At 59.2% G+C, this 20,973-nt stretch carries 17 protein-coding genes and 3 pseudogenes; 8 read left to right on the plus strand and 12 right to left on the minus strand.

Features of this window, described 5'->3' with window-relative positions:
- Nucleotides 1-36: 36 nt before the first annotated feature.
- The 5 genes and pseudogenes from ACQZ5F_RS18910 to ACQZ5F_RS18930 form a co-directional block, all read right to left on the minus strand.
- Nucleotides 37-1,779: pseudogene (locus ACQZ5F_RS18910) on the minus strand (monovalent cation:proton antiporter-2 (CPA2) family protein).
- Nucleotides 1,780-1,902: 123 nt separating this feature from the next.
- Complete coding sequence (locus ACQZ5F_RS18915) at nt 1,903-2,745, minus strand: alpha/beta fold hydrolase (RefSeq protein WP_225337940.1); 843 nt, start codon at nt 2,743-2,745, stop codon at nt 1,903-1,905.
- A gap of 283 nt (nt 2,746-3,028) precedes the next feature.
- Nucleotides 3,029-3,919, minus strand: a complete 891-nt coding sequence (locus tag ACQZ5F_RS18920) for a LysR family transcriptional regulator (RefSeq protein WP_225337939.1) — start codon at nt 3,917-3,919, stop codon at nt 3,029-3,031.
- Between the two features lie 31 nt (nt 3,920-3,950).
- The gene (locus ACQZ5F_RS18925; protein ID WP_052818311.1) at nt 3,951-4,988 is read right to left on the minus strand and encodes an Atu2307/SP_0267 family LLM class monooxygenase; all 1,038 of its coding nucleotides are present in this window, start codon (nt 4,986-4,988) and stop codon (nt 3,951-3,953) included.
- Between the two features lie 241 nt (nt 4,989-5,229).
- Nucleotides 5,230-5,883: a hydrolase gene (locus ACQZ5F_RS18930; RefSeq protein WP_052818310.1), complete on the minus strand. Its 654-nt coding sequence runs from the start codon at nt 5,881-5,883 to the stop codon at nt 5,230-5,232.
- Between the two features lie 226 nt (nt 5,884-6,109).
- Here ACQZ5F_RS18930 and ACQZ5F_RS18935 point away from each other — a divergent pair, with 226 nt between their 5' ends.
- Nucleotides 6,110-6,997, plus strand: a complete 888-nt coding sequence (locus tag ACQZ5F_RS18935) for a LysR family transcriptional regulator (RefSeq protein ID WP_225337948.1) — start codon at nt 6,110-6,112, stop codon at nt 6,995-6,997.
- 169 nt (nt 6,998-7,166) lie between these two features.
- On the opposite strand, the gene ACQZ5F_RS18940 is transcribed toward ACQZ5F_RS18935, so the two are convergent.
- On the minus strand, nt 7,167-8,174 hold the full coding sequence (locus tag ACQZ5F_RS18940; protein WP_225337938.1) for an NAD(P)-dependent oxidoreductase: 1,008 nt from the start codon (nt 8,172-8,174) through the stop codon (nt 7,167-7,169).
- Between the two features lie 81 nt (nt 8,175-8,255).
- Between ACQZ5F_RS18940 and ACQZ5F_RS18945 the strand changes: the two genes are divergently transcribed.
- Nucleotides 8,256-8,867: a TetR/AcrR family transcriptional regulator gene (locus ACQZ5F_RS18945; RefSeq protein WP_200960466.1), complete on the plus strand. Its 612-nt coding sequence runs from the start codon at nt 8,256-8,258 to the stop codon at nt 8,865-8,867.
- Nucleotides 8,868-9,031: 164 nt separating this feature from the next.
- Here ACQZ5F_RS18945 and ACQZ5F_RS18950 read toward each other — a convergent pair whose 3' ends face one another.
- Nucleotides 9,032-9,418 (minus strand): winged helix-turn-helix transcriptional regulator, encoded by a 387-nt coding sequence (locus ACQZ5F_RS18950; protein WP_046802165.1) that lies wholly within the window; start codon nt 9,416-9,418, stop codon nt 9,032-9,034.
- Nucleotides 9,419-9,493: 75 nt separating this feature from the next.
- On the opposite strand from ACQZ5F_RS18950, the gene ACQZ5F_RS18955 reads away from it, so the two are divergent.
- The 3 genes from ACQZ5F_RS18955 to ACQZ5F_RS18965 all read left to right on the plus strand — a co-directional run bounded on the left by ACQZ5F_RS18955 (nt 9,494) and on the right by ACQZ5F_RS18965 (nt 12,288).
- A complete protein-coding gene (locus ACQZ5F_RS18955) occupies nt 9,494-10,378 on the plus strand; it encodes an enoyl-CoA hydratase/isomerase family protein (protein WP_225337937.1) in 885 nt (294 codons plus the stop codon).
- A gap of 168 nt (nt 10,379-10,546) precedes the next feature.
- Entirely contained in the window at nt 10,547-11,287 is a 741-nt protein-coding gene (locus ACQZ5F_RS18960; RefSeq protein ID WP_225337936.1) for an SDR family NAD(P)-dependent oxidoreductase, read from the plus strand.
- A gap of 584 nt (nt 11,288-11,871) precedes the next feature.
- Entirely contained in the window at nt 11,872-12,288 is a 417-nt protein-coding gene (locus tag ACQZ5F_RS18965; protein ID WP_225337935.1) for a VOC family protein, read from the plus strand.
- A 135-nt stretch (nt 12,289-12,423) separates the two neighbouring features.
- Here ACQZ5F_RS18965 and ACQZ5F_RS18970 read toward each other — a convergent pair whose 3' ends face one another.
- Nucleotides 12,424-13,851: an alginate export family protein gene (locus tag ACQZ5F_RS18970; protein WP_225337934.1), complete on the minus strand. Its 1,428-nt coding sequence runs from the start codon at nt 13,849-13,851 to the stop codon at nt 12,424-12,426.
- A 247-nt stretch (nt 13,852-14,098) separates the two neighbouring features.
- Here ACQZ5F_RS18970 and ACQZ5F_RS18975 point away from each other — a divergent pair, with 247 nt between their 5' ends.
- Complete coding sequence (locus tag ACQZ5F_RS18975) at nt 14,099-15,007, plus strand: LysR family transcriptional regulator (RefSeq protein ID WP_052818303.1); 909 nt, start codon at nt 14,099-14,101, stop codon at nt 15,005-15,007.
- A gap of 212 nt (nt 15,008-15,219) precedes the next feature.
- Here ACQZ5F_RS18975 and ACQZ5F_RS18980 read toward each other — a convergent pair.
- A pseudogene (locus ACQZ5F_RS18980) lies at nt 15,220-15,909 on the minus strand (class I tRNA ligase family protein); the annotation flags it as partial.
- Between the two features lie 376 nt (nt 15,910-16,285).
- Here ACQZ5F_RS18980 and ACQZ5F_RS18985 point away from each other — a divergent pair.
- Both ACQZ5F_RS18985 and ACQZ5F_RS18990 read left to right on the plus strand, forming a co-directional pair.
- Nucleotides 16,286-16,627, plus strand: coding sequence for a hypothetical protein (locus tag ACQZ5F_RS18985; RefSeq protein WP_225337933.1), 342 nt, complete (start codon nt 16,286-16,288; stop codon nt 16,625-16,627).
- 384 nt (nt 16,628-17,011) lie between these two features.
- Nucleotides 17,012-18,142 carry an alpha/beta hydrolase gene (locus ACQZ5F_RS18990; protein ID WP_448730712.1) on the plus strand — a complete coding sequence of 377 codons (1,131 nt, stop codon included), beginning with the start codon at nt 17,012-17,014 and terminating at the stop codon, nt 18,140-18,142.
- A gap of 351 nt (nt 18,143-18,493) precedes the next feature.
- On the opposite strand, the gene tnpC is transcribed toward ACQZ5F_RS18990, so the two are convergent.
- The 3 genes and pseudogenes from tnpC to tnpA all read right to left on the minus strand — a co-directional run bounded on the left by tnpC (nt 18,494) and on the right by tnpA (nt 20,947).
- Nucleotides 18,494-20,056, minus strand: coding sequence for an IS66 family transposase (gene tnpC / locus ACQZ5F_RS18995; protein WP_225337931.1), 1,563 nt, complete (start codon nt 20,054-20,056; stop codon nt 18,494-18,496).
- A gap of 62 nt (nt 20,057-20,118) precedes the next feature.
- A pseudogene (gene tnpB, locus ACQZ5F_RS19000) lies at nt 20,119-20,471 on the minus strand (IS66 family insertion sequence element accessory protein TnpB).
- Complete coding sequence (tnpA, locus tag ACQZ5F_RS19005) at nt 20,468-20,947, minus strand: IS66-like element accessory protein TnpA (protein ID WP_225337930.1); 480 nt, start codon at nt 20,945-20,947, stop codon at nt 20,468-20,470. The pseudogene tnpB and the gene tnpA overlap by 4 nt, the downstream one beginning before the upstream one ends.
- Nucleotides 20,948-20,973: the final 26 nt, after the last annotated feature.

A 20,973-nucleotide genomic window follows, 5' to 3' on the forward strand; every position in this document is an offset into this window, starting at 1 on the left:
GAAGTCTCACAGGAGCATTCGCAGCAATCCGGATCATCAGAGCGGCTTTTGCACGGGTTGAAGGAGCAGCCGGTTGCTGCCCGACATGATGTCCCCATGAACCTGCTCAGACAGGCGTTCGGCATCGCGCCGACGAATGTCGATTGTGGCATCTTCAATATCGGCTTCCCCGTAGCCCAACGCCCGCAAACCTTCGGCTCCCAATAGGTAAGCGGATTCGACCGTTTCGCGAATCTGGTAATCGACGCCGGCGCGGACCAGATCTATCGCGTGGTCACGATCGTAGCTGCGGACAAGAAGCTTTGCTTGGGTGAACTCGTGTTGCGCCAGTTCCACGATCTTCAGCGCGGCCTTCGGATCGTCTACGCAGATCATGATTGCGTCGGCTTCCCCCGCACCGGAGTGTCGCAGTGTGTCGAGCCGGGTTCCCTCGCCGAAGAAGACTTTGAACCCATACCGTCCGGCATCGCGGATGCGGTCAGGGTCCCTGTCGATGACAGAAAGCTCGACGCCCTGCGATAGAGGTATTTGTGACGCGATCTGACCGAAGCGTCCGAACCCGATGACAAGGACCCGCCCCTTGAGATCACGAGCGTGATCGACGCCATCCATCGACTCTTCCTTACGAAGCAGAAGGTCGGTCGCTATTGTGAGCAGCGGGGTCAGCACCATGGACAGGATCACGACAGTGGCAAACAACGCGTTTTCCCGAGTGTCGATCACACCGCCTGAGCTTGCTGCCGCATAAAGGACGAAGGCAAATTCGCCACCCTGGAGGAACATGGATGTGCGATGCAGGGCCTGGTGGTTGGCGCCACCGAACAGACGCGCGACCGCATAGACTACGGCACCTTTCGCGACCGTGAACACGCCCAGCAGCGCCAGCAGCAGCGGCCATTCGTCCGCGACGATCGAAAGGTTCAGCGACATGCCGACCGCAAGAAAGAAAAGTCCCATCAGCAAGCCGCGAAACGGCTCGATATCGCTTTCGATCTGGTGCCGGTAGCTTGAACTCGAGAGCATCACTCCGGCAATGAACGCACCCATCGCCATCGACAATCCGGCCGCATCCATCAGCAATGCTGCACCGAGTACGACGAGCAGCGCGCCTGCCGTCAGTACTTCGCGGGTGTGTGTGCGGGCCAGCAATGCGAAGAACGGATTAAGACCCCAGCGGGATACGCCGAGAAGCGCGAGCAGCGCCGCAACGGCCACGAAGGCGTCAGTCCATTCTGCCTCTCTATGTGAGAGCGGTGAGAGAAACGCGACCACCGCCAGCAGCGGTACGATCATCAGATCCTCAAACAACAGGATAGCGACCGACTTCTGTCCCTCTGCGCTCGAAATTTCCCCCCGATCCTGCAGTACCGATATGATGACGGCAGTTCAGGATAAGACAAAGCCCGCTCCTGCGATGAAAGCGACGATCGCGGAAAGGCCAAGGAGCAACGCACCTGTCAGCGTAAGGACGGCTGTGGCTGCGAAAACCTGAGCGAGGCCCAGCCCGAAAATCTGGATCCGCATCGCCCATAACTTCTTCGGGCGCAGTTCCAGTCCTATCACGAACAGGAACATGACCACTCCAAGCTCTGAAAAGTGGAGGATGGACTGGGCGTCTGTGAAGAGGCCCAAAACCGATGGCCCGACAAGAACGCCAGCGGCGAAGTAGCCGAGTACCGATCCCAGCCCCAGCCGGCGGAACAACGGCACAGCGATGACAGCTGCTCCCATCAGGACAACTGCCGGTCCAATCGTTTGCCCCAGGCTTACCTCAGCCATCTATGTGCCTTTCCTGCTTTGCGTTGTTCATGATCGAAGGGCGACGGGGCGGCCGACGATAAGCCGTCGCCCGTGATTTATATTGGGAAGCGGCACCCGGCAGGGTGCCTGCCCCCCCATTGCTCATGCCTTTTCACGGCCTTCGATAAACGCCAGCAGATCGGCATTGATCAGCTCGGGATGCGTGGCGAACAGCCCGTGGGACAGGCCGGGATAGATCTTCAGCGTACCGTTCGGCAGCAGGTCGATCGCCTTGCGAGCCGAAGCGTCGATCGGGACCACCTGATCGTCTTCGCCGTGCATCAGCAAAACCGGCTGCGAAACGGCCTTCAGGTCTTCGGTGAAGTCCGTCTCCGAGAAGGCGGCGATGCAGTCGTAGTGGGCCTTTGCGCCGCCCATCATGCCCTGCCGCCACCAGTTGCGGATCAGTCCTTCGCTAACTTCGGCGCCTTCGCGGTTGAAGCCGTAGAAGGGGCCGGTTGGGACATCGAGGAAGAACTGCGCGCGATTGCGCAGTAGCGCTTCGCGAAATCCATCGAACACCTGCATCGGCAGGCCACCGGGATAACGCGGCGTCGCCAGCATGATCGGCGGCACCGCGCCGATCAGAACGGCCTTCGACACACGACCCGGCTCGCTGCGAGCGACATAACGGATCACCTCGCCGCCGCCGGTCGAGTGGCCGACGTGAACCGCTTCTTTCAGATCGAGCTCCCGGACGAGCTCCGCGACGTCGGACGCGTATGTGGCCATCTCGTTTCCTGTATCGGTCTGGTCGGAGCGACCATGACCGCGCCGGTCATGCGCGATGACGCGGTAGCCCTTGCCGAGGAAGAACAGCATCTGGTTGTCCCAGTCGTCCGCGCTGAGCGGCCAGCCGTGATGGAACATGATGGGCTGCGCGTCTTTCGAACCCCAGTCCTTGTAGAAGATCCGGGTGCCGTCCTGCATTGTAATCGTCGTCATGGTTTCTTTGCTTTCCTTAGGTTTTCGGACGGGAAGACCGGGTTGTCACATCCCGATGGTGAGTAATCGTCGTTGAAGCCTTCTCTGGTTGATCATCGGCACGCGGATGTTCTTGTCGCTTCATTGGATCAACCCAGGCCGACGAGCTGCAGGCGCAGCGTCCGGACCGGTAGAGCATCTCCTCGGTGTCGTGGCATAAGCCCGTCGTTCAGTTGCAGGCTGTAAGCCATCGTTTGTCGCGACAGGCCAATTCGAAACATGAGCAGCGTGCGAGTGAAGGCCGTCATGTCCCTGCACTCCAAACAGGCGCATTTCGCTCGAAGGCTTCGATCAGCAACTCTGAAAGGACGCGCACCTTTTGTACCGGATGCGGACTGGGCGGGCGCACGACGTGGACATTGCCGACGGGCAGTGGATATGCGGTCATGACCGGTACGAGCGCGCCGGAAGCAAGATAATGTCGCGTGACACAGTCTGGGAGCCATGCGAGGCCAAGCCCGGCCGCGGCTGCATTGGCAAGTGCCATTCCGTTTTCGGTTTTGAACCGTCCCTGTGGCTGCACGGTGACGATTTTGTCTCCATCCATGAACCGCCACGCTTCAGCTCCCACCAAAGCCTGATGAGAGCTGATCTCATCCGGTTTTTCCGGTGAGCCGTACATCTTGATATAGTCAGGGCTTGCGACCAACTGCCCATAGATCTGACCAACTCGCCTCGCGATCAGGTTTGAATCACGCAGTGCGCCGACCCGGATCGCACAGTCAAATCCCTCTGCGATCAAATCCACGAAGCGATCACTGTAGTCGGCCTGTATTTGCAGCTTTGGATAAAGCCATGCCATCCGGGAAAGCACGGGCGCAAAATGCACCGGCCCCGATGTCAGTGGCACGGCGACCCGCAAGCGCCCGCGAAGATCACCGACTGGCAATATCTCGTCTTTCGCCGCATCGATTTCGGCGCAAACCTTCGCCGCATGTTCCCGAAATACAACCCCGGCCTCCGTCAGTGCGGCACCGCGGGTCGTTCGCGCAAGAAGCTGGATACCCAGGGCGTCCTCAAGCCGGAAAAGGCGGCGACTGACCATTGATTTCGATATCCCGAGCCGCCGGGCCGCGGGAGAAACGCCGCAGGCATCAGCAACTTCGACGAATGTCCGCAGATCCTCGATATCCATATGGCCACCCCGCTTCGATTCCGTTTCCCGATCAGATCTTTCCCGCAGCCCTTACAATTGGCGCGACCTCGGTGCCGAGAAGCTCGATCGAGCGTTTCATTGCCGCCGTTTCCAGAGAGGCGGTGCTCATCTGAAAGGTGATGCGCGATAGACCGCCCAGCGCCTTGCTGGCCTTGATCATCTTCTCGGCAACCGTCGCCGGGGCGCCGATCAGGAAGGCGCCTTGGGGGGCCGCCATGTCTTCGAACTGCTGACGCGTCGGGGGCGACCAGCCGCGTTCGCGTCCGACCTTGGTCGTCAGATGCGCCCAGCCCGGGAAGAAGGCGTCCCTTGCCGCCGCGTCGGTATCGCCGACGAAGCCCATGGCATGAACACCCACCTTGAGCTTCTCGGGATCGTGTCCGGCGCGTATGCCGGCCTCGCGATAGAGATCGACGAGCGGGCGAAACCGTTCAAACGTTCCTCCAATGATCGCCACCATCAGCGGGAGGCCGAGCGCACCGGCGCGCGCGAAGGACTGCGGTGTGCCGCCAACGCCGACCCATAATGGCAGTCGCGGCTGGTGTGGTCTCGGAAAGACCCCATGGCCGTTCAACGCCGGGCGGAATTGGCCTTCCCAGACGGGATTGCTTGTCTCACCAAGCTTCAGGAACAGGTCGAGCTTCTCGGCGAAGAGTTCGTCATATGCCCGTGTGTCCAGTCCGAAGAGCGGAAAGGCCTCGCCGAACGAACCACGGCCGACGACAAGCTCGGTGCGCCCTCTCGAAATCAGGTCGAGGGTCGCGAACTCCTGGAAGAGTCTTACAGGGTCGGCGGCGCTCAATACCGTTACCGCGCTCGTCAATCGAATCTGGCTGGTGCGCGCCGCTGCTGCCGCAAGTATGATCGCCGGTGCGGAATCGAGGAATTCGGCGCGATGATGTTCGCCGATGCCGAATACGTCGAGCCCGACCCTGTCGGCGACCTCTACTTCCTCAAGAAGATCGGCCATGCGGTCGGTCGCCGAAGGGAGCTTTCCCGTCGTCGGATCAGGAAGGATCGCGGCAAAACTGTCGATACCAATTTCCATGAAGGCTCCTTCGAAACTCTTTGGTTGATGGGGTGGCCGCGAGGGAAGGGCGCTGCTCAACCGCTCCGGCACCCAATATCTCTCACCGGAATAGCCGTCGCCTTTGCGACCGTCAGTGCCGTTTCACAATGGCCTGCGGCATCGATGCAAACTCCGCCTCGCTGTCAACCGGCGTTGATGAATGCAACGGGGAGGGCGCTTGCGGTTACGCGCCCTTCCCCTTCCCGATAGCCGGTTGGGATCAGGCGGTTTTGCCCGGCACAGGCGTATTGAGAAGCTGCTGCTCCCAGAGGTAGGCGATGCCGCTGCCGGCGAAGTGCTGGATGAGTATCTCGGTCAGCTGCTCGACATGCCCGGTGCGCGCCCAATCGCGTTGCCATTCGCCAGCGAGCGCCATCACGGTCATCGGGTTCGCGCCGGCGGCGATCATGCGCTGGATGGCAACTTCGTGAGACTCCTTCGAAATCCCACCCGATGCATCGGTGATCACGGTCACGTCCCAGCCTTCGCCGGCTGCCTGGATGACGGGCATCGCCACGCAGACCTCGGTCCACAGGCCGGCGATGATCAGCTGCTTGCGGCCCGTCGCCTTGACGACGTTCACCACATTCTCGTCCTGCCAGGTGTTCACCCAGGTGCGATCGATGACTTCCTGGCCGGGAAACACGTCGGTGATCTGCTTGAAGAGAAGTCCGCCGCGCCCCGCGATCACGCTGGTCAGAATGGTTGGAACATCGAAGGCTTTTGCCAGCTTCGCCAGCGCGGTCGTGCTGTTGACCACAGCTTGCGGGTCGTGGCTGTTGAGATTTGCGAGCTGATAGGGCTGGTGATCGATCAGAACGAGAACGGAATCTTCGGGTCGTAGAAGCGAATCAAGGCCGTTACGAAAGGTCATGGAAGCATCCTTTGCTGATGTTGAGGCGTGGGGAAGTCGGCAGGCGCGCACTGCCTCTGAGGGCGCCTTGATGGACAGTGTCATTTTCATTTATGATGCGGTAGCGCCCGATCCCGTGAAGCTGTGTCGCGAAACGAGGAACGCCAGGGCCGGCCCCGTTCCTTCTATTTGTGATACGGTCGGAGCGATTCGAGCACTCATCTTTCGTGAATACAGGAACGTTGATTTGGACATCGAAGACCTGCGGACCTTCGTGGAAGTTGCCGATACTGGCGGGGTTTCTCCAGCCGCGCGGCGGCTCGGCATTTCCAAGTCGATGGTCAGCCGGCGACTTATTCGGCTTGAAAAGGATTTGGGTGTGCAGTTGCTCGCCCGCACGACGCGCGGCGCCGCCCTTACGGAGGCTGGGATCACCTTCCGGGAACACGCTGCAAAAGCCTGCGCCGAGATCGACATTGCCAAGGAGACGATATTGCCCGCCGGCGACCTTCGCGGTCGACTAAGAATAGCAGCTCCGCTCACATTCGGTCCAACGCACTTCGCCCCTGTGCTCGCATCTCTGGCACAGCGCCATCCGGAGTTGCAGGTTCAAACCAGCTATGCGGATCGGTTCGTTGACCTGATTGCAGAAGGGTTCGACTGCGCGATAAGGGTTGGCCATCTTGCCGACTCGAATATGCTTGCAAGACGCGTCGGCTGGACGACGGCCAAATATGTTGCAACACCGGATTACATCAAAAAGCACGGTTCACCCGAAACGCCAGAGGAATTCCTCACGCATGAGGTCGTCATGCAGGGAACTGAAACCTGGCTGGCGATGGATGGGGATAAGATCATTACGCTGAAGCCGCAGGGCCGATTCAAAGCCGACAATGCCGTGGCTCTTGTGGCTGCAGCACTTGCGGGAATTGGTCTTGCCGGTGTCCCAGACGAATTAATTAAGGAGCATCTGGCTTCCGGCGCGTTGGTCCCGGTCATGACGCACTATCCGCCGCCCAAATTGGGCATCTATGTGATCCGGCCGCCGGGACAGCACCCCGCACGCAAGATACGGGTGCTCACCGAGATGCTGGTCGAGTGTTTTGAAGACTTTTCGACACACCTTGAAAACTAAGGCCCGAATGACGCGAAGCCGCGTGCGGATTCATGGCAATCGTGGAGCGCGTGTTGGAAACGTCTCATAATTGAACGGCTGAATGTCGTCCACCATGTTCAATCTCTATGTCCCGGGCCTGACGTGAGCCGGCGTCTATACACAATTTCTCACGTGTCCGGCAATTATGTCAACTAGCGTCAAGAGGGACAATGCTGCCGCCTTCCGCGTGCAACCGGGAGAGATAGGTGGCGTGATCGAGAACCTGAAAAGGAAAATACAGCCCTGCCGGGGTCGGCCTATTACCGTCCAGCCCGATCAGTCGTTCAAGGATCATGCTGACGCCTAGTGCAGTCAAGGGCGCAGCGCCGCCCGGGTGAAACACTGCATAGCGGTTGTAAAGCGGCTGTCCGTCGTGACCCTCGCCAGCCAGTTCGATGATGATCTCCGTCGACTTGGGTTCGCCGCGGCGACGGGACGTACTCACGCCGGTCGCGATGTTGAACTGTACATTCGGCGCCCCGGTTGCTGCCGCCAGGCCGGCAACATCGATAGACGAAAAGCCTGTCGCAGTTGTTCTGGTACCATCGATTGCATGGAACTCGGCCTTGGCGTCTTCTTCACTACGCCAGATATAGCTGCCGTCACGACGGGTGAGGGCGGCGGGCATCATCCGGTTCAGCCGCTCAAAATCCTCGGCGACGGCTGGACCGCCACCATTCTGCTCATCGACAAGGGCACCGATCCTGATTTCGTGAAGTCGGGCAAATGGTTTGGCGCATGTGAGGGTAGCAACGGTTGTGGCGCCGACCAGCCATTCATAGCCAAGGACGACTGCCGCGGCGTCTGGCGCGTGCATATAGGTCGCAACTTCGGGAGCAATTTCATAGACGCCTGAAGAAATCCCCAGATGTGGTACCCTGCGGCTTTGAGCGAAGCGCAGGCTAGCCAATCGTTCGTCAGTGTAAAAAATCGCAACGGCACTTATCTGGCGATCACCGAGACCGAGATCGTCAGCATGCGTGTCGATCAAGACGCCCTCTGCTCGCCCGATCTCACCAGCGGCGCTGCGGCTTTTGAGCAGATCGCGCCCACCGATCAATAAAGGAACATCCGGGTAAACGGAGCGAAGCGCGCGGGCAGTCAGACGCCCGATCGCGCCCGTGCCACCCATCAGGAGAATAGGATGGGAAATCATTGTCGTATGTCCTCACCTGGGATAACCTACAAATGGTAGGCTGTTGTACCTACTAAAAGTAGGTTACGCAAGGACCCCACAGTGACAGGCACTTCCAATCATGTCGGCATACGGACCTCATCACGTAGGCTTTCGAAAGGAGAAAGACGACGGCAACTGCTCGATACTGCATTGTTGATCGTCCGCGATGAAGGTGCAGACCGTCTGACGCTGGGTAATCTCGCCTCCCGTGCCGGAATTTCGAAACCAGTGGCATACGAACATTTCGGTACCCGTTCAGGTCTGCTCATCGAGCTTTACCGGTGGATTGATGAGGAGCGGGTGAAGGCCTTTCGAACCGCGATGGCAGCCGGTGCGCGGAGTCTGGAGGAAACCATTCGTCTACTGGCGGAAGCCTATATCGGTTGCGCAGCTGACGTAACGGATGAATTCCATACCGTCGGCGCAGCTTTAACCGGGAGCGAGGAAAAAGCCGTCGTATTTAAGGAATTGCTCGACAACTCGGTCCAGATGTTCACTGCAGTCCTTATGCCCTTCGACACTCTCCCGGCAGAAGAATTAGAGAAGCGTTGCATCGGCTTCGTCGGCGCGGGAGAAGCGCTTTCGTCGGCAGTAGTGCGTCAGACTTTGCATCAGAGGGAAGCCGTCGAGGTCTTTGCATCGCTGATTGGTGGTGGAATGGTTGCACCATAAATTATCAGGCTCGGGGAGATATGGACGGAAGTCCCATCCGAGGCAACGGCTGGGAGAAATCGGCGCTTCTGTCCTTCCTTCAACGTGGATCGTCCGTATGTTGTCAAAATGACGAATAACCGCGCTCGAGACCAGGTGACCTTCCTGTTCGCACCGCCCACCGTTCAGACCGCAGGCTGATCTTGGCGTGCGTCAAAACTACGCTGACAGTCCTGTATCACATCGATGTTCTCAATGGTCCATTCGAACAGGATTGAGAACGGCTCTTGCAGCGACCTGCCAAGCGGCGTCAGCGCATATTCGACGCCGAGCACGCGTCCATCCAGAACCCTGCGCGTCACCATGCCGTTGCGTTCCAGTTTGCGCAGCGTCTGGGTCAGCACACGCTGGGTGACGCCATCGAGACGGCGTTTGATCGCATTGAAGCGACGCGGCTCGCTGAGCACCGCCAGCACCATCATCGACCACTTGTCGGCCATCTGGTCGAGGATCACCCGGCTCGGGCAGTCGGCACGGTAAACCGGGTCATTTTCACTTCTTGGTTCATCCATCGGTATCCTCCGGCATCCCTGGGATGCTTCAGGTGCGTAATTGACGCTAGGTATCTGATGAATACTTTAGGATCAATGGCGCGAAACACCAGCACCAGAATTTCCCGAAGAACAGAGACCTTACATATGACAGACACAGATTTCCGCCGCCTCCGGATTTCCCGGGCAGACGGTGTTGCGACGATCACCATCGACAATCCGCCGGTAAACGTTCTCGATGTCTCCTTGATGAGCGAGATGCGGTGCTTTCTTCTCGCCATTCGCGATGACCCTGACACGCGCGTGCTGGTTTTCCAGAGCGCAGACCCGGATTTTTTCATCGCCCATGTCGACATGACATTGATCGATGAACCGCACGCCTTCGACGATTTGGTTCGCGAGGCTCCTGAAGGCCTTAACCCGTTCCAGGCGTTCGGCGAACTTCTGCGCGAACAGCCGCAGGTAACGATCGTAAAACTCGCCGGACTGGCACGTGGGGGCGGTGCCGAGTTTGTCGCTGCGGCAGACATGACATTTGCCGCCGAGGGTCGAGCCGGGCTTGGCCAATGCGAAGCGTTGATGGGCATCACACCGGGCGGCGGGGCCACGCAATATCTGTCCAGCCGGATGACGCGCGGCCGTGCACTAGAAGTGATCCTTGGCGCCGATCTCATCGACGCGGCGACGGCGGAACGCTATGGCTGGATCAACCGGGCACTGCCTGCCTCGGAGCTTGATGGCTTCGTCGACCGGTTGGCGCGCAATATCGCCGCTTTACCCGAAGGCGTCATCGCCGCCGCAAAAAAAGCGGTGCCGCCCGTAAACCTGCGGGAAGGCTTCAGTCGCGAGCACGACGCCTGGGCGGGGCTGTTCGCACGTCCTGCGGCCGAGAAGCTCATCCGGGGCGGGCTTAAGGCAGGGGCACAGACCAAGGACGGCGAGCGAAACCTGGAAGGTCTGCTCCGTGAGCTGCGGGCTTGACGCCTCGGCTTCGCCCGACGTTCCGCACTTTGCAACACAGTTCAGCACTTCTCGATACTAAGAGTCGTGACTGGAGAACATTAAGTTAGCGGGATACGCGGTCGAGCACCCTTCGCATCTCGTGCAAACCACGTGGGCTTGGATCGACTACCTAGAGAAGGAAGAAAAATGATTGATCTGAAAGATAAACGTGCATTGGTAACCGGAGGGTCGCGGGGCATCGGGGCCGCGATCGCGTTGGCTCTGGCCGAGAACGGTGCTGATGTCGCGTTTACGTACCAACGCTCGGCTGAGAAAGCTGACACGGTGGCCAAATCCATCGAGAGGACGGTGCGTCGCGCGGTCGCGATTCAAGCCGATAGTGCTGATCCGGAGGCGATCACGCGCGCGGTCAGCGGTGCCGTCACAGCGCTTGGCGGTCTCGATATTCTTGTCAACAGCGCGGCGATCGGCCACTCCGGAACGATCGCCGACCTTGACGTGACCGAGTATCAAACGTTGATGGACGTCAATGTACGCGCGCCCGTGCTGTTCGCGAAGGCTGTTATTCCGCATCTTTCCGCTGGCGGGCGCATCGTCTCGATCGGATCGGGTCTCGGAGAGCGTGTTCCCTTCCCGGGCGTAACGACTTATGCGATGTCCAAGGCAGCACTCACCTCTTTCACCCGCGGGCTGTCGCGCGAACTTGGTCCGAACGGCATTACCGTAAACCTTGTGCAGCCCGGATCGGTGGATACCGACGCAAACCCGGCGGACGGTACGGCCGCTGATTTCCAGCGGAAGCTCACGTCGCTGGGGCGTTTCGGCGAGCCACGCGAAATCGCGAACGTTGTGGTCTTTCTTGCAAGTCCTGCTGCGAGCCTGATTACGGGTGCCGTCCTGACGGTCGATGGGGGTGCGATAGCATGACGGCGCTCAATCTTCCATATGCCGGGGGGCTCGTCGTCGCTCCACCCGCGGATGATCGTGAATCTCCTCGCCCAGCACTGCCGCGCTGACGATGAGGGATTGCTCCGCCAAGCGGCCAATCCGCCATCGTAGAGTGGAGGCCGGCTCAATTCGCGGCGAACGCCCAAGGGTCGGCGATCTCGTCGATCGCCTTGCCGGTGGGTTTCCCGGCGCCATGGCCGGTCCGCTTGTCGACCCGCAGGATCCGTGGCTTATCGCCGAGCTATGTGGCCCGGAGCGCCACGATATCTTTGAAGCTGTGGGCCGGCCAACGCGGTCGTCGGTATCAGCCGCCGTGACCAGGATCGCGGCCAGCGCGTGCTTCGCAGAATGTGCCATGACATCCTTGATCGGCCTACCGTTCTACGTTTTGCAACAACGTTTCGTGTTTGGGAAAACTATGCTGCTCGCCCACGCAGGACTAACGTCCACGCCATGCAATCCCAATGAAGGCGGTCCTTTCCGGCAGGGCTGTTACTGGAGCAACCATAGCAGCGATGGCTCGAACCAAAGCTGGAGCGACAAAAACTAAATGAGGAAATCACATGGAAGACTTCGTCCGTCGCCTTCATCATGTCGGTGTGGTTGTCAAGGACCTGCAGGGTAGCCTTGACTGGTATCGAGACAAGCTTGGGTTCGAGCACCAATACAGTTTCACTCTGCCTGGCGCGCAGGTGGTCATGCTCGTTCGCGGCGAAGCGCGGCTCGAAATCTTGCAAGTCGAAGGTGCTGCCCCGAAGGCAAGCGAGCGAGAAGACATCGAAACATTCCTGAAACGCTGTGGCGTCAACCATTTCGCGCTCACTGTCGATGACTTGGAAGAGACCATAGCCGCGCTGGCGGCTAAGGGTGTTGAAATCGTCATGCCGCCGTCCTCCGTCCCCAACAATTCCGGCGATCGGTTCGCTTACATCCGAGAAAATGACAGGATGCTGGTCGAGTTATTTCAATCGGCGTCCTGAGAATGGGTGCTGTAGAATACTTACCCGGCTTTGCTCATCGTACACACCGCGTTTTGCAAATCAGACGACCGATCCACCGTCCCTGAATGTTCGGTATGGCGAACGGTGGCGTTGGTGCGTAGGGCTGTGCATTCGCTACCATGAGTATTTCAATTCCGCTCGAACATAGTTGCTGTCACGGCCTCCGGCGTCGCGAAGCGCCGAGCCGACCTGGTAATGGACTGCCTCCAGCGACCCTGTGAGATTGGGATTGAAGCGGTAGTCCGTCCTGACCTGCAAATAGGCTCCGGTCCACGCCGGCCCCTGACCCGCCGTGCCAGCCACGGGGACGTTTGGCAGGGTATAGACGGCGTCCTGTGTCGTCTGTCGCCAGAGCAGTCCGGCCCCAGCCATTACGGTCAGATCCTCCAGGGGCTGGACAGTGAGTGAGGGCTTCAAGTGGATGAGGTTGGCGTATCCGGTATGACCGCCGAGCGAGAAATAAAAGCCGTTCGGAAACAGCGGATTGAAAGTGCCGAGCGTGCCGTCGCCCGCATCACCGTCACCCGACGCCACGTCGAACTGCAGACCGATCCGCGGCGACCAGGTGATATCCTCGAACGTATATCCGGTCCTCGCCCCCACGGCCCAGGCCAGAATGTCGGCGGAGCCGACCTTGCCGACCTGGCCCATAGCTTCCGCGTCCCAGTCGAAACCGGCATATTTGCCGGCCGTCCGGATATTGAGGATATGCCTGTCCTCCTCACCTGATGCGCTAAGAAAGGTGGCGTCCTTGCGCTGATAAAGCGCATAATATGCGGAGGCCTCGATATCCGGCGACAGCTGCCATTCCACACGAGCTCCGCTAAACATCGCATCGCCACTCGATCGATCATCGAAAGGGCGGTCATCGCGATACTGGACAGGTCGGCTGACAAGACCATAGAAGCGCCACGCATCCGTCTCCCACCCGGCCCAGACAGCATCGAACGACTGGCGGACATTCGGCCCATCGCGCGTCGAAACGAACCGCTCCAGGTCAAACGCAAAGTCTTGACGGCCAACCCTTGCCCTGAACGTTCCGCTGTCGGTCTCTTGCGTATAGCCGATGAATGCTTGCCGAAGGTCAAATCGGTTTGCGTCGTTGGGACCGACTACCGTTTTGTTGAACGCACGTACATCCTCGAACTGTGTGAACAATTGCCAGTTTTCATTCAGGTGAACATCGATATGGAACTGCGCGCGCTGCAGCCAATAGGAGTCTCCGGGATTCGCACGCACGGTTCCCAAAGCCGGCGCATCACTGACTTCGAAGATTTCGCGCAGATTGAGCCCGAGCGAGATGTAGCTGTCAGGATTGGAAGGAAACAACGAAATGTATTTGAGACTGTCCAGCGGCTCAGTCCGTAGTTCCCGATCTACGAGAAGCGACCAGTCCTCCCGCGACCTGTCGGCTTTTATCGAGGGCCTCTCCTGCTTCAGGTCAGAATCATCTGCCAAGGCGGAGCGGTAGTCCCATTGAGCAAAGGCGAGGGCAGCAAGAGAGAGAAACGGTAATCGCGCCCTGGATACGGACCGAAGCATGGACACATCCTGTATTATTTTTCATGAGTGGTCGCCGCCCTCCGTCGCTGGCACGGCGTGCGATGGACGGAGAAATGAGTTGAAGCGGCTACGAAAGAATATGGAATAAATCCTATATTCGCGGTTGGTGCGGTACGTTGCGAAGATGCCCTCCCGGGAAAGACACCGTCGCCGACGTTGTCATTTGCTTCTTCGCCTTGGTAGCCCCCGGTCGTGTGAAGCCGTGTCGCAAAATAAGGAACGCTTTGTGGAAATTGAGGATCTGAGAATATTCGTCGAAGTTGCTGATGCAGGCGGAATATCATCTGCAGCGCTGCGACTGGGCATCTCCAAGTCGATGGTCAGCCGGCGGATCACCAGGCTAGAAGAACAACTCGGCGCACAGCTATTTGCAAGGACGACCCGTGGCATAGCGCTCACGGAAGCAGGGGCCACATTCCGCGATTACGCAGCCAGAACCTCAGCTGAATTGGATCTGGTACGGGAAACGATCCTGCCCGCCGGCAAGCTTCGAGGCCGAATGCGCGTAGCCGCCCCATTGTCATTTGGTCCGACCTGTTTTGCTCCCGTCCTCTCCCGGATGGCCAGCCAACACCCACAGCTACAAATCCTTTCTTCCTATACTGATCGCTTCGTGGATCTTGTGGGGGAGGGTTTTGATTGCGCAATCCGGCTAGGGCATCTGTCGGACTCGAACCTCGTCGCAAGACGTATCGGACCGATCTTTGGCAAGCTGGTTGCAAGTCCTGCCTATATCGAGGCTCACGGTGCCCCCGAGACACCGGATGAGATTGTGAAGCATCAGGTCGTAATGCGGGACGCGGAGAAGTGGCAATTCATGGATGGCGACGAAATTGTCACGGTGCGGCCCCAGGGACGCTTCATAGCTGATAACGCAATGTCTCTCGTAGCGGCCGCTCTGGACGGAGTCGGGGTCGCGTACTTGCCAGAGCCGTTGGTCGCGGATCATATTCGCTCGTGTGCGCTGGTGCCGATCATGACGCGTCATCCGATTCCGCCGGCCGGCATCTTCGTGGTGAGGCCGCCTGGGCAGTACCCTTCTCGAAAAGTGCGAACCCTCACCGAGATGCTTATCGAACGATTTGGAACGCCCTCTGTTAGTGAGGGGAAGTCGGCTGCCGACAAGGTATTTTAACGATCGGCGCAGGGTAGTGACATTCCCTGTACTGAAGCCGTCAGAGCCGACTGAAGCGAAGACGACAAAACCGCTGCAGCAAAGATATTGCATAGTGGTCCCGTTTGGTGTGGAGACCTGCCGGAAACACCAGCGCGGAATCATGACTACCGTCTGCCGCGGCAAGAGAATCCCTCCAGAGGAGGTCTTCACTCCGCTGACAACGAGTGGAGAGACAGCAATGTGAGAACCCGATTGAGGAGATTTCCAAGCTGCCTGCCGAGTTCTCCCGACCACGCAGCCTCGAGCCGTTCTTCGGAGAAATCCCCATCATCGGCCGAACGGATATGGCGGAGCAGGTAATACAGAAGTGCGTCCGGAGTCCGGTAGTTTTGAACGAGACCATCGGGATCGATGCCGTTGCCGGCCGATTTCCCGATCTTCCGCCCGTTGGCGGTCAGGTAGCCATGAAGGTAGATCGACGATGGCAGCGGTAGGCCAGCGGAAAGGAGTATCGCCGGCCAGCAGATCGCGTGGAACCTGGATATCCCCTTTCCGACGAAGTGAATGCGCTCGCCTTGCTGCGCCCAATATCGCCCGAACAGGGTTTCGTCGGAGCCGTAGCCGAGCCCCGTTAGGTAGTTCGCCAAGGCATCGAACCAGACATAGACGACCTCATCGCTGCCGGGCACGGGTACTCCCCAGCCGCGTGCCCGTTCGGCACTGCGCGACACACTGATGTCCTCGAGTCCCCACCGCAGCAAGGCAAGTATCTCGTTTCGCCGGTGAGCCGGCACGACCCGAAGCTCCTCGGTCTCGATGAGATGGAGGATGCGGTCACCATATCGAGAGAGGCGGAAGAACCAGTTTTCTTCTTTGATGACTTCAAGCGGGATACCGTGCTCCGGGCATCGGCCTCGCAAGGCGTGGTGTTTCCCATTGCAAGCAACCGGGCGGTACGCGTTCCGCGTTTGGTGACGGAGTATTGCAAATAGCAGGACTACCGAACCTATGACGCCAACGATATTAACCGTGGTGAAAGGTTGCTCGGCAAGTTGGGAGCCCTCTCGGGTCGTCGCCCGGAAGGCGAGCGACGAGGGAGCACTTCGGAAGGAAAGGGAACGTCAGGAGGCTGTTTCCAAGGATGAGAGTGAACAGCAGCAACAGGCACTCGCTCGGCACATCAACGACCGCGAGTTGACGCAGACGGCAAAAGCTATCCGTCGATTCTCAGCACCCCGCCAGAGTAAGCGCTGTGGCAGAGCATGTGACGTACACTGGCAATATGTGAGGTGAACAATGAAAGATACTGGATCTGATTTTACCCCGGCTGAGCGCCAAATCGCTGTCGTCATCAGCCGTGCGGACAGGATGTTGGCTGCTGCCGTTTCGGAGGTTTTGGAAAAGGCAATCGAACAGGCTGCCCATGACCTGCGAGCAATCGGCCAGGAGGACGCCACGCCGGTTCTGCAATATTTTGCAAGCGTCGTTCATCAGCAAATGTATTGTTTGATGTGTGGTGCTGACCCGAACACTCTTCAAGGAGGCGACCCGCATATCGCCTACGACGTTATCCGCAACAGCCAGAATATTGCTAAACACTATTGGTCGACGGACATCGAGCCTTATCCAGCTAAGTGAGAATCGTATTATTTGGCACCGGCATTCGCGATCTCAACGAGGCTTTGCAAATCGTCGATCCTCTCGCTCGCGTTCCTCGTTGCAGGACACAGTTTCGCGCGCGGCGAGACTACAGTGACGCCCGATCGAACGGTAGAAGGAGTCATATGCACGGGTTGCTGCACTTCGCACGCGCTACCGATGACCTCAGTAGAAAGATTGAAAAATGGCGTTCCGCGATGATCTGAAGTCACCTCTCCGGCGAGACTGTAAAGTCATTCAATTACTACTTGGGGCTGCGTGACCGGAAATCAGTCTACGATCGGGGTGTCGGACGCAGGCTGATCCGTGGGATGAGGAGCGGAGAGGATGACGATCAGGCGGGGACAGCAATCCAGGCGATACATGGCGCTCGCACTGATCACGGCGCTAGCACTTGCATTGTGCGCCTGCGCCTCGCGGCCCGGCTCATCCGTCCTCGCTCAGGTGGCTGCCGTCGAGGGCGCGAAGCGGGTTACCATCTTCGTGGCGAGTACGCGGGCAGCCGATCCGAGCGCATCAACCTTCCTGACCGACCGGATTGCGGCCACAACTACCTACGTTCGCTATGTCGTCTCCATTCCGCCGAACCATCAGCCGACCGAGATCGAATGGCCGGTGGATGTGCCGGACCCGACCCGGCACTTCGCGATCATCTCGTCCGAGCGCCTCGATGAAAGGCGGTTCTTTGCGGAAGTCGGGGCCACTGCCGCACGCGGAGAAGGGCTCGGCCGCGACGTCGCCATCTTTGTCCACGGCTTCAACAACAACTTTCCGGAATCGCTGTTCCGCACGGCTCAACTCACCGCCGACGTCCAGGTCGCGCAATCGGCAGTGCTGTTCTCATGGCCTTCGAAGGCAGCGATCACCGGGTATCTTGCAGACAAAGATGCGGTGACCTTCTCCCGCGATGCGCTTGCCCGGGTGGTCGAGCGGGTCGCCGGCGACCGCCATGTCCGGGGGATGAAACTTTACGCTCACAGCATGGGGGCTTGGCTAACAATGGAGTCTGTCCGTCAAATCCGGATCGCCAAAGACGGGCGCACCCTCGGCAAGCTCACCGACCTCACGCTCGCTGCGCCAGATATAGACGCGGAAGTCTTTCTTCAACAACTCCGGGTCGTCGGTCGCCTGCGCTCCCCCGTTACCGTTCTGGTCTCCAAGAAGGATCAGGCGCTGTCGATATCAAGGTTTATCGCCGGTGGGCAATTCCGTGCCGGCGCAGCCGACATCGATGACCCCCAAGTTCTCGTCGAGGCGCGGAATTCAAATCTCCGCGTGATCGACATAACTAATCTGGCCACGCAGGCGGGAGCCGGCCACGATGGTTTCGCGGCCTTCGCTTCTATTTACGGCCGCCTCCCGCAGAGCTCAGACGGAAGGGTTGCTTCCGACATCGGTCCGGGCGTCTACGAGCTTGATGTCGCTAACAAGTTCGAAACGCTCGACGCCCGACTGGTCCAACAGGTCGCAGATCCAACGACCACCGAGCGCTAGCACTTCGCAGTCACGCAACTGTACGAAATAGTCCGCTATGGTTGCTGGTAGGAAGTGATTTTAGAAGGGCGTGAGACGGTTGCGACGATCGCAAGTTAAGATGAAATCCTGCCCCCGCAACCAAATTTTACAAAGAAATTCAATACGAAAGCCCTCCCTTCGCGGAGGGCTTTCGTGCGTTTTGGGCCTAGCACAGCGCAAGCACAAATCCCGCCCATCATGGCTCGCCTGAAAATCACGAGATAAAATCATTCTGTTGATAGCAGGACACAAAAGTAAGCGTGGCGTAATGACCGCGCAGAAGCGGTCGGTCTGGAGCCGGATAGTGTCCACTATGGATTTAAGTGGACACTATGATTGGGTGGACCAGTTCCACGGAAGGAGTTCGTCGATCCTATTTGCGGGATGATCGGCGATGCGATTGATGATGTCGGCGAGGTAGGCGTGCGGGTTGATGCCGCCCATTTTGCAGGTCTCGACGATGGTGTAGATGACGGCGGCCCGCTCACCGCCGGCGTCTGAGCCGCTGAAGAGATAATTCTTTCTTCCGAGGGCCAAAGGCCGGATTGCCCGCTCGGCGGCATTGTTGCTCATTTCGAGGCGTCCGTCGGTCGCGTAGACGGTAAAGGCCTGCCAGCGCGACGTGGCATAGCGGATCGCCTTAGCGAACTCGCTCTTGCCGCTGATCCGGGCGAGAGTGGCATCGAGGTGGCGTTTCAGCGTGTCCAGCACGGGAACGGACTTGGCCTGCCGCGTGGCAAGCCGCAGCTGTGGGTCCGAGCCGTTGACCTCTGCCTCGATCGCAAACAGATCCGATATCAGGTTCAATGCGCGCTCGGCTGCCGACGAGCGGTTGCGAAGGAATTCATTGTATAGATCGCGACGTGCGTGTGCCCAACAGGTCACCTGCGTCAGTCGGGTTTGGCCGGTGAGCTCATGGGCCTCATAGAGCTTGTCGAAGCCGGCATAGGTATCGGCATGCAGAAAGCCGCGACAGTCCGACAGCAGTTGATGAGCACGTTCTCCCTTGCGATCCGGAGAGTAGGCATAGAAAGCAGCCGGCGGTGCGGTCGATCTCCACGGCCGCTCGTCTCGCACGACGGTCCAGAGGCGGCCGGTTTTGGTCTTGCCGCGGCCGGGGTCAAGAACCGGAACGGGTGTATCGTCGGCATGCACCGTCTCGCCTGCCCGGACATGGGCGCCGATCCTGTCACTCAGGATCTTGAGCAGTGCCGCCATTGCCCCGACCCACCCGGCAAGCGTCGAACGATCGAGGTCGATGCCTTCTCGAGCATAGATGTCGCTCTGGCGATGCAGGGGAAGATGGTCGCAGTATTTGGAGACCAGGACGTGGGCGAGCAGGTTGGGGCCAGGGCGGCCGCGTTCGATGGGCAGCGATGGCATCGGCGCCTGCACGATCGTCTCGCAGGCCCGGCAGCTCATCTTCGGGCGGAGATGCACGACCCGCTTGAAGTGCGAAGGCACATATTCCAGCACTTCGCGCTCATCCGCACCGATCTTGCTGAACACGGTCCCGCCGCAATTCGGGCAGGAACAGGCCGGTGGATGGGTGATCGTCTCGCTCGGCAGGTGGGCCGGCAAGGGTTTGCGCCCCAGGGACGACCTCGTCTTCGCGGCAACGGCGGACGGCGTGACCGATGAACGGTCCTGTGTCTGTTCGACGTCCGCCTGCGCCTCGTTTTCCTCCAGGTCGGTGATCGTCAATTCGAGCTGCTCGATCAGACGATCGAGTTTCTCTGACGAGCGACCAAAACGGGCCCGCTTTAAGGTCGCAAGCTGCGCTTTCAGCTTCTCGATATAGAGGTTCTTGGCATAAAGCTCCGCCTGCAACTGCGCGGTCAACGCACGCAATTCCTCCAGTTCGGCGAGCGGATCGGAAGCAACAAGAGACATGCGTCTCTGTAGCACAAGAGGTCTTGTTCCGCTACGGTTTTACCCGCAAAAACAATGCGTTATTACGCCATCGCCGGCTTCGGCAGAGGCTCAGGCATCCGCGTTCGCCGCCAGTCCATCCCTTCCACGAGCAGAGCAAGTTGGGCTGCCGACATCTGCAGAACACCATCGACGATCGACGGCCAGACGAACTTGCCATGCTCCAGTCGCTTGGCAAAAAGGCACATCCCGGTTCCGTCCCAATAAAGAGCTTTCAAATAGCCGCCTCTTTTCCCCCGAAAGAGAAGAGATGGCCACTATAGGGATCGGTATTCAACGTGTTGACGACCTCCGCCGACAGACCATCGAACCCACGGCGCACATCGACCGGCCGGCAGGCCAGGTACACCTTCGTCCTAGCGGCAATCTGGATCACGACGTCTCACCCAACGCTGCAAGAACACGCCGCAAAGCCTTCTCGTTGACGAAGGCGTCAACTCGAACGCGAACACCATTGGCAAGATCGATTTCGATGACGCCGGGGCGCTCGTCCAATGTCGGCCCCTTGGTCGGCAACACCGATTTTGGCCGCGCCGAACGCTCCACCGGGGGAACGGTCGCAGAGGGGGCGACCGGTATTGTCATCGCAGGTCCTTCGTCATCGCCGCGCCCAAACACGCCGATCGGAATGAAGTCCAGGGTGGGTTGCGGCAGAAGCACAAGGGATGCCGGCCGGTGACCGAGCTGTTCGGCCTCGGCTGCCCGTATCCAGCGGAAAAGCAGGTTGCTGTTGAGCCCGCGCCGGCGCGCCACCTCCGCTACCGAATTGCCGTGAAGCTGCGCTTCTTCAACAATCCGCCATTTCTCTTCCAGCGACCAGTTTCGTCGACCGCGCTTCGCCGCTTCGCTCATTCCTGACATCGGATACCGCCATAGTG

It is taken from the genome of Agrobacterium sp. 22-210-1 (genome assembly GCF_053522525.1).

What these genes read in the sequence shown, in the direction of transcription:
- ACQZ5F_RS18915 (WP_225337940.1), bottom strand. Translation starts at nt 2,745, where the DNA reads ATGACGACGATTACAATGCAGGACGGCACCCGGATCTTCTACAAGGAC.
- ACQZ5F_RS18920 (WP_225337939.1), bottom strand. Translation starts at nt 3,919, where the DNA reads ATGGATATCGAGGATCTGCGGACATTCGTCGAAGTTGCTGATGCCTGC.
- ACQZ5F_RS18925 (WP_052818311.1), bottom strand. Translation starts at nt 4,988, where the DNA reads ATGGAAATTGGTATCGACAGTTTTGCCGCGATCCTTCCTGATCCGACG.
- ACQZ5F_RS18930 (WP_052818310.1), bottom strand. Translation starts at nt 5,883, where the DNA reads ATGACCTTTCGTAACGGCCTTGATTCGCTTCTACGACCCGAAGATTCC.
- ACQZ5F_RS18940 (WP_225337938.1), bottom strand. Translation starts at nt 8,174, where the DNA reads ATGATTTCCCATCCTATTCTCCTGATGGGTGGCACGGGCGCGATCGGG.
- ACQZ5F_RS18950 (WP_046802165.1), bottom strand. Translation starts at nt 9,418, where the DNA reads ATGGATGAACCAAGAAGTGAAAATGACCCGGTTTACCGTGCCGACTGC.
- ACQZ5F_RS18955 (WP_225337937.1), top strand. Translation starts at nt 9,494, where the DNA reads ATGGCGCGAAACACCAGCACCAGAATTTCCCGAAGAACAGAGACCTTA.
- ACQZ5F_RS18960 (WP_225337936.1), top strand. Translation starts at nt 10,547, where the DNA reads ATGATTGATCTGAAAGATAAACGTGCATTGGTAACCGGAGGGTCGCGG.
- ACQZ5F_RS18965 (WP_225337935.1), top strand. Translation starts at nt 11,872, where the DNA reads ATGGAAGACTTCGTCCGTCGCCTTCATCATGTCGGTGTGGTTGTCAAG.
- ACQZ5F_RS18970 (WP_225337934.1), bottom strand. Translation starts at nt 13,851, where the DNA reads ATGCTTCGGTCCGTATCCAGGGCGCGATTACCGTTTCTCTCTCTTGCT.
- ACQZ5F_RS18985 (WP_225337933.1), top strand. Translation starts at nt 16,286, where the DNA reads ATGAAAGATACTGGATCTGATTTTACCCCGGCTGAGCGCCAAATCGCT.
- ACQZ5F_RS18990 (WP_448730712.1), top strand. Translation starts at nt 17,012, where the DNA reads ATGGCGCTCGCACTGATCACGGCGCTAGCACTTGCATTGTGCGCCTGC.
- tnpC (WP_225337931.1), bottom strand. Translation starts at nt 20,056, where the DNA reads ATGTCTCTTGTTGCTTCCGATCCGCTCGCCGAACTGGAGGAATTGCGT.
- tnpA (WP_225337930.1), bottom strand. Translation starts at nt 20,947, where the DNA reads ATGAGCGAAGCGGCGAAGCGCGGTCGACGAAACTGGTCGCTGGAAGAG.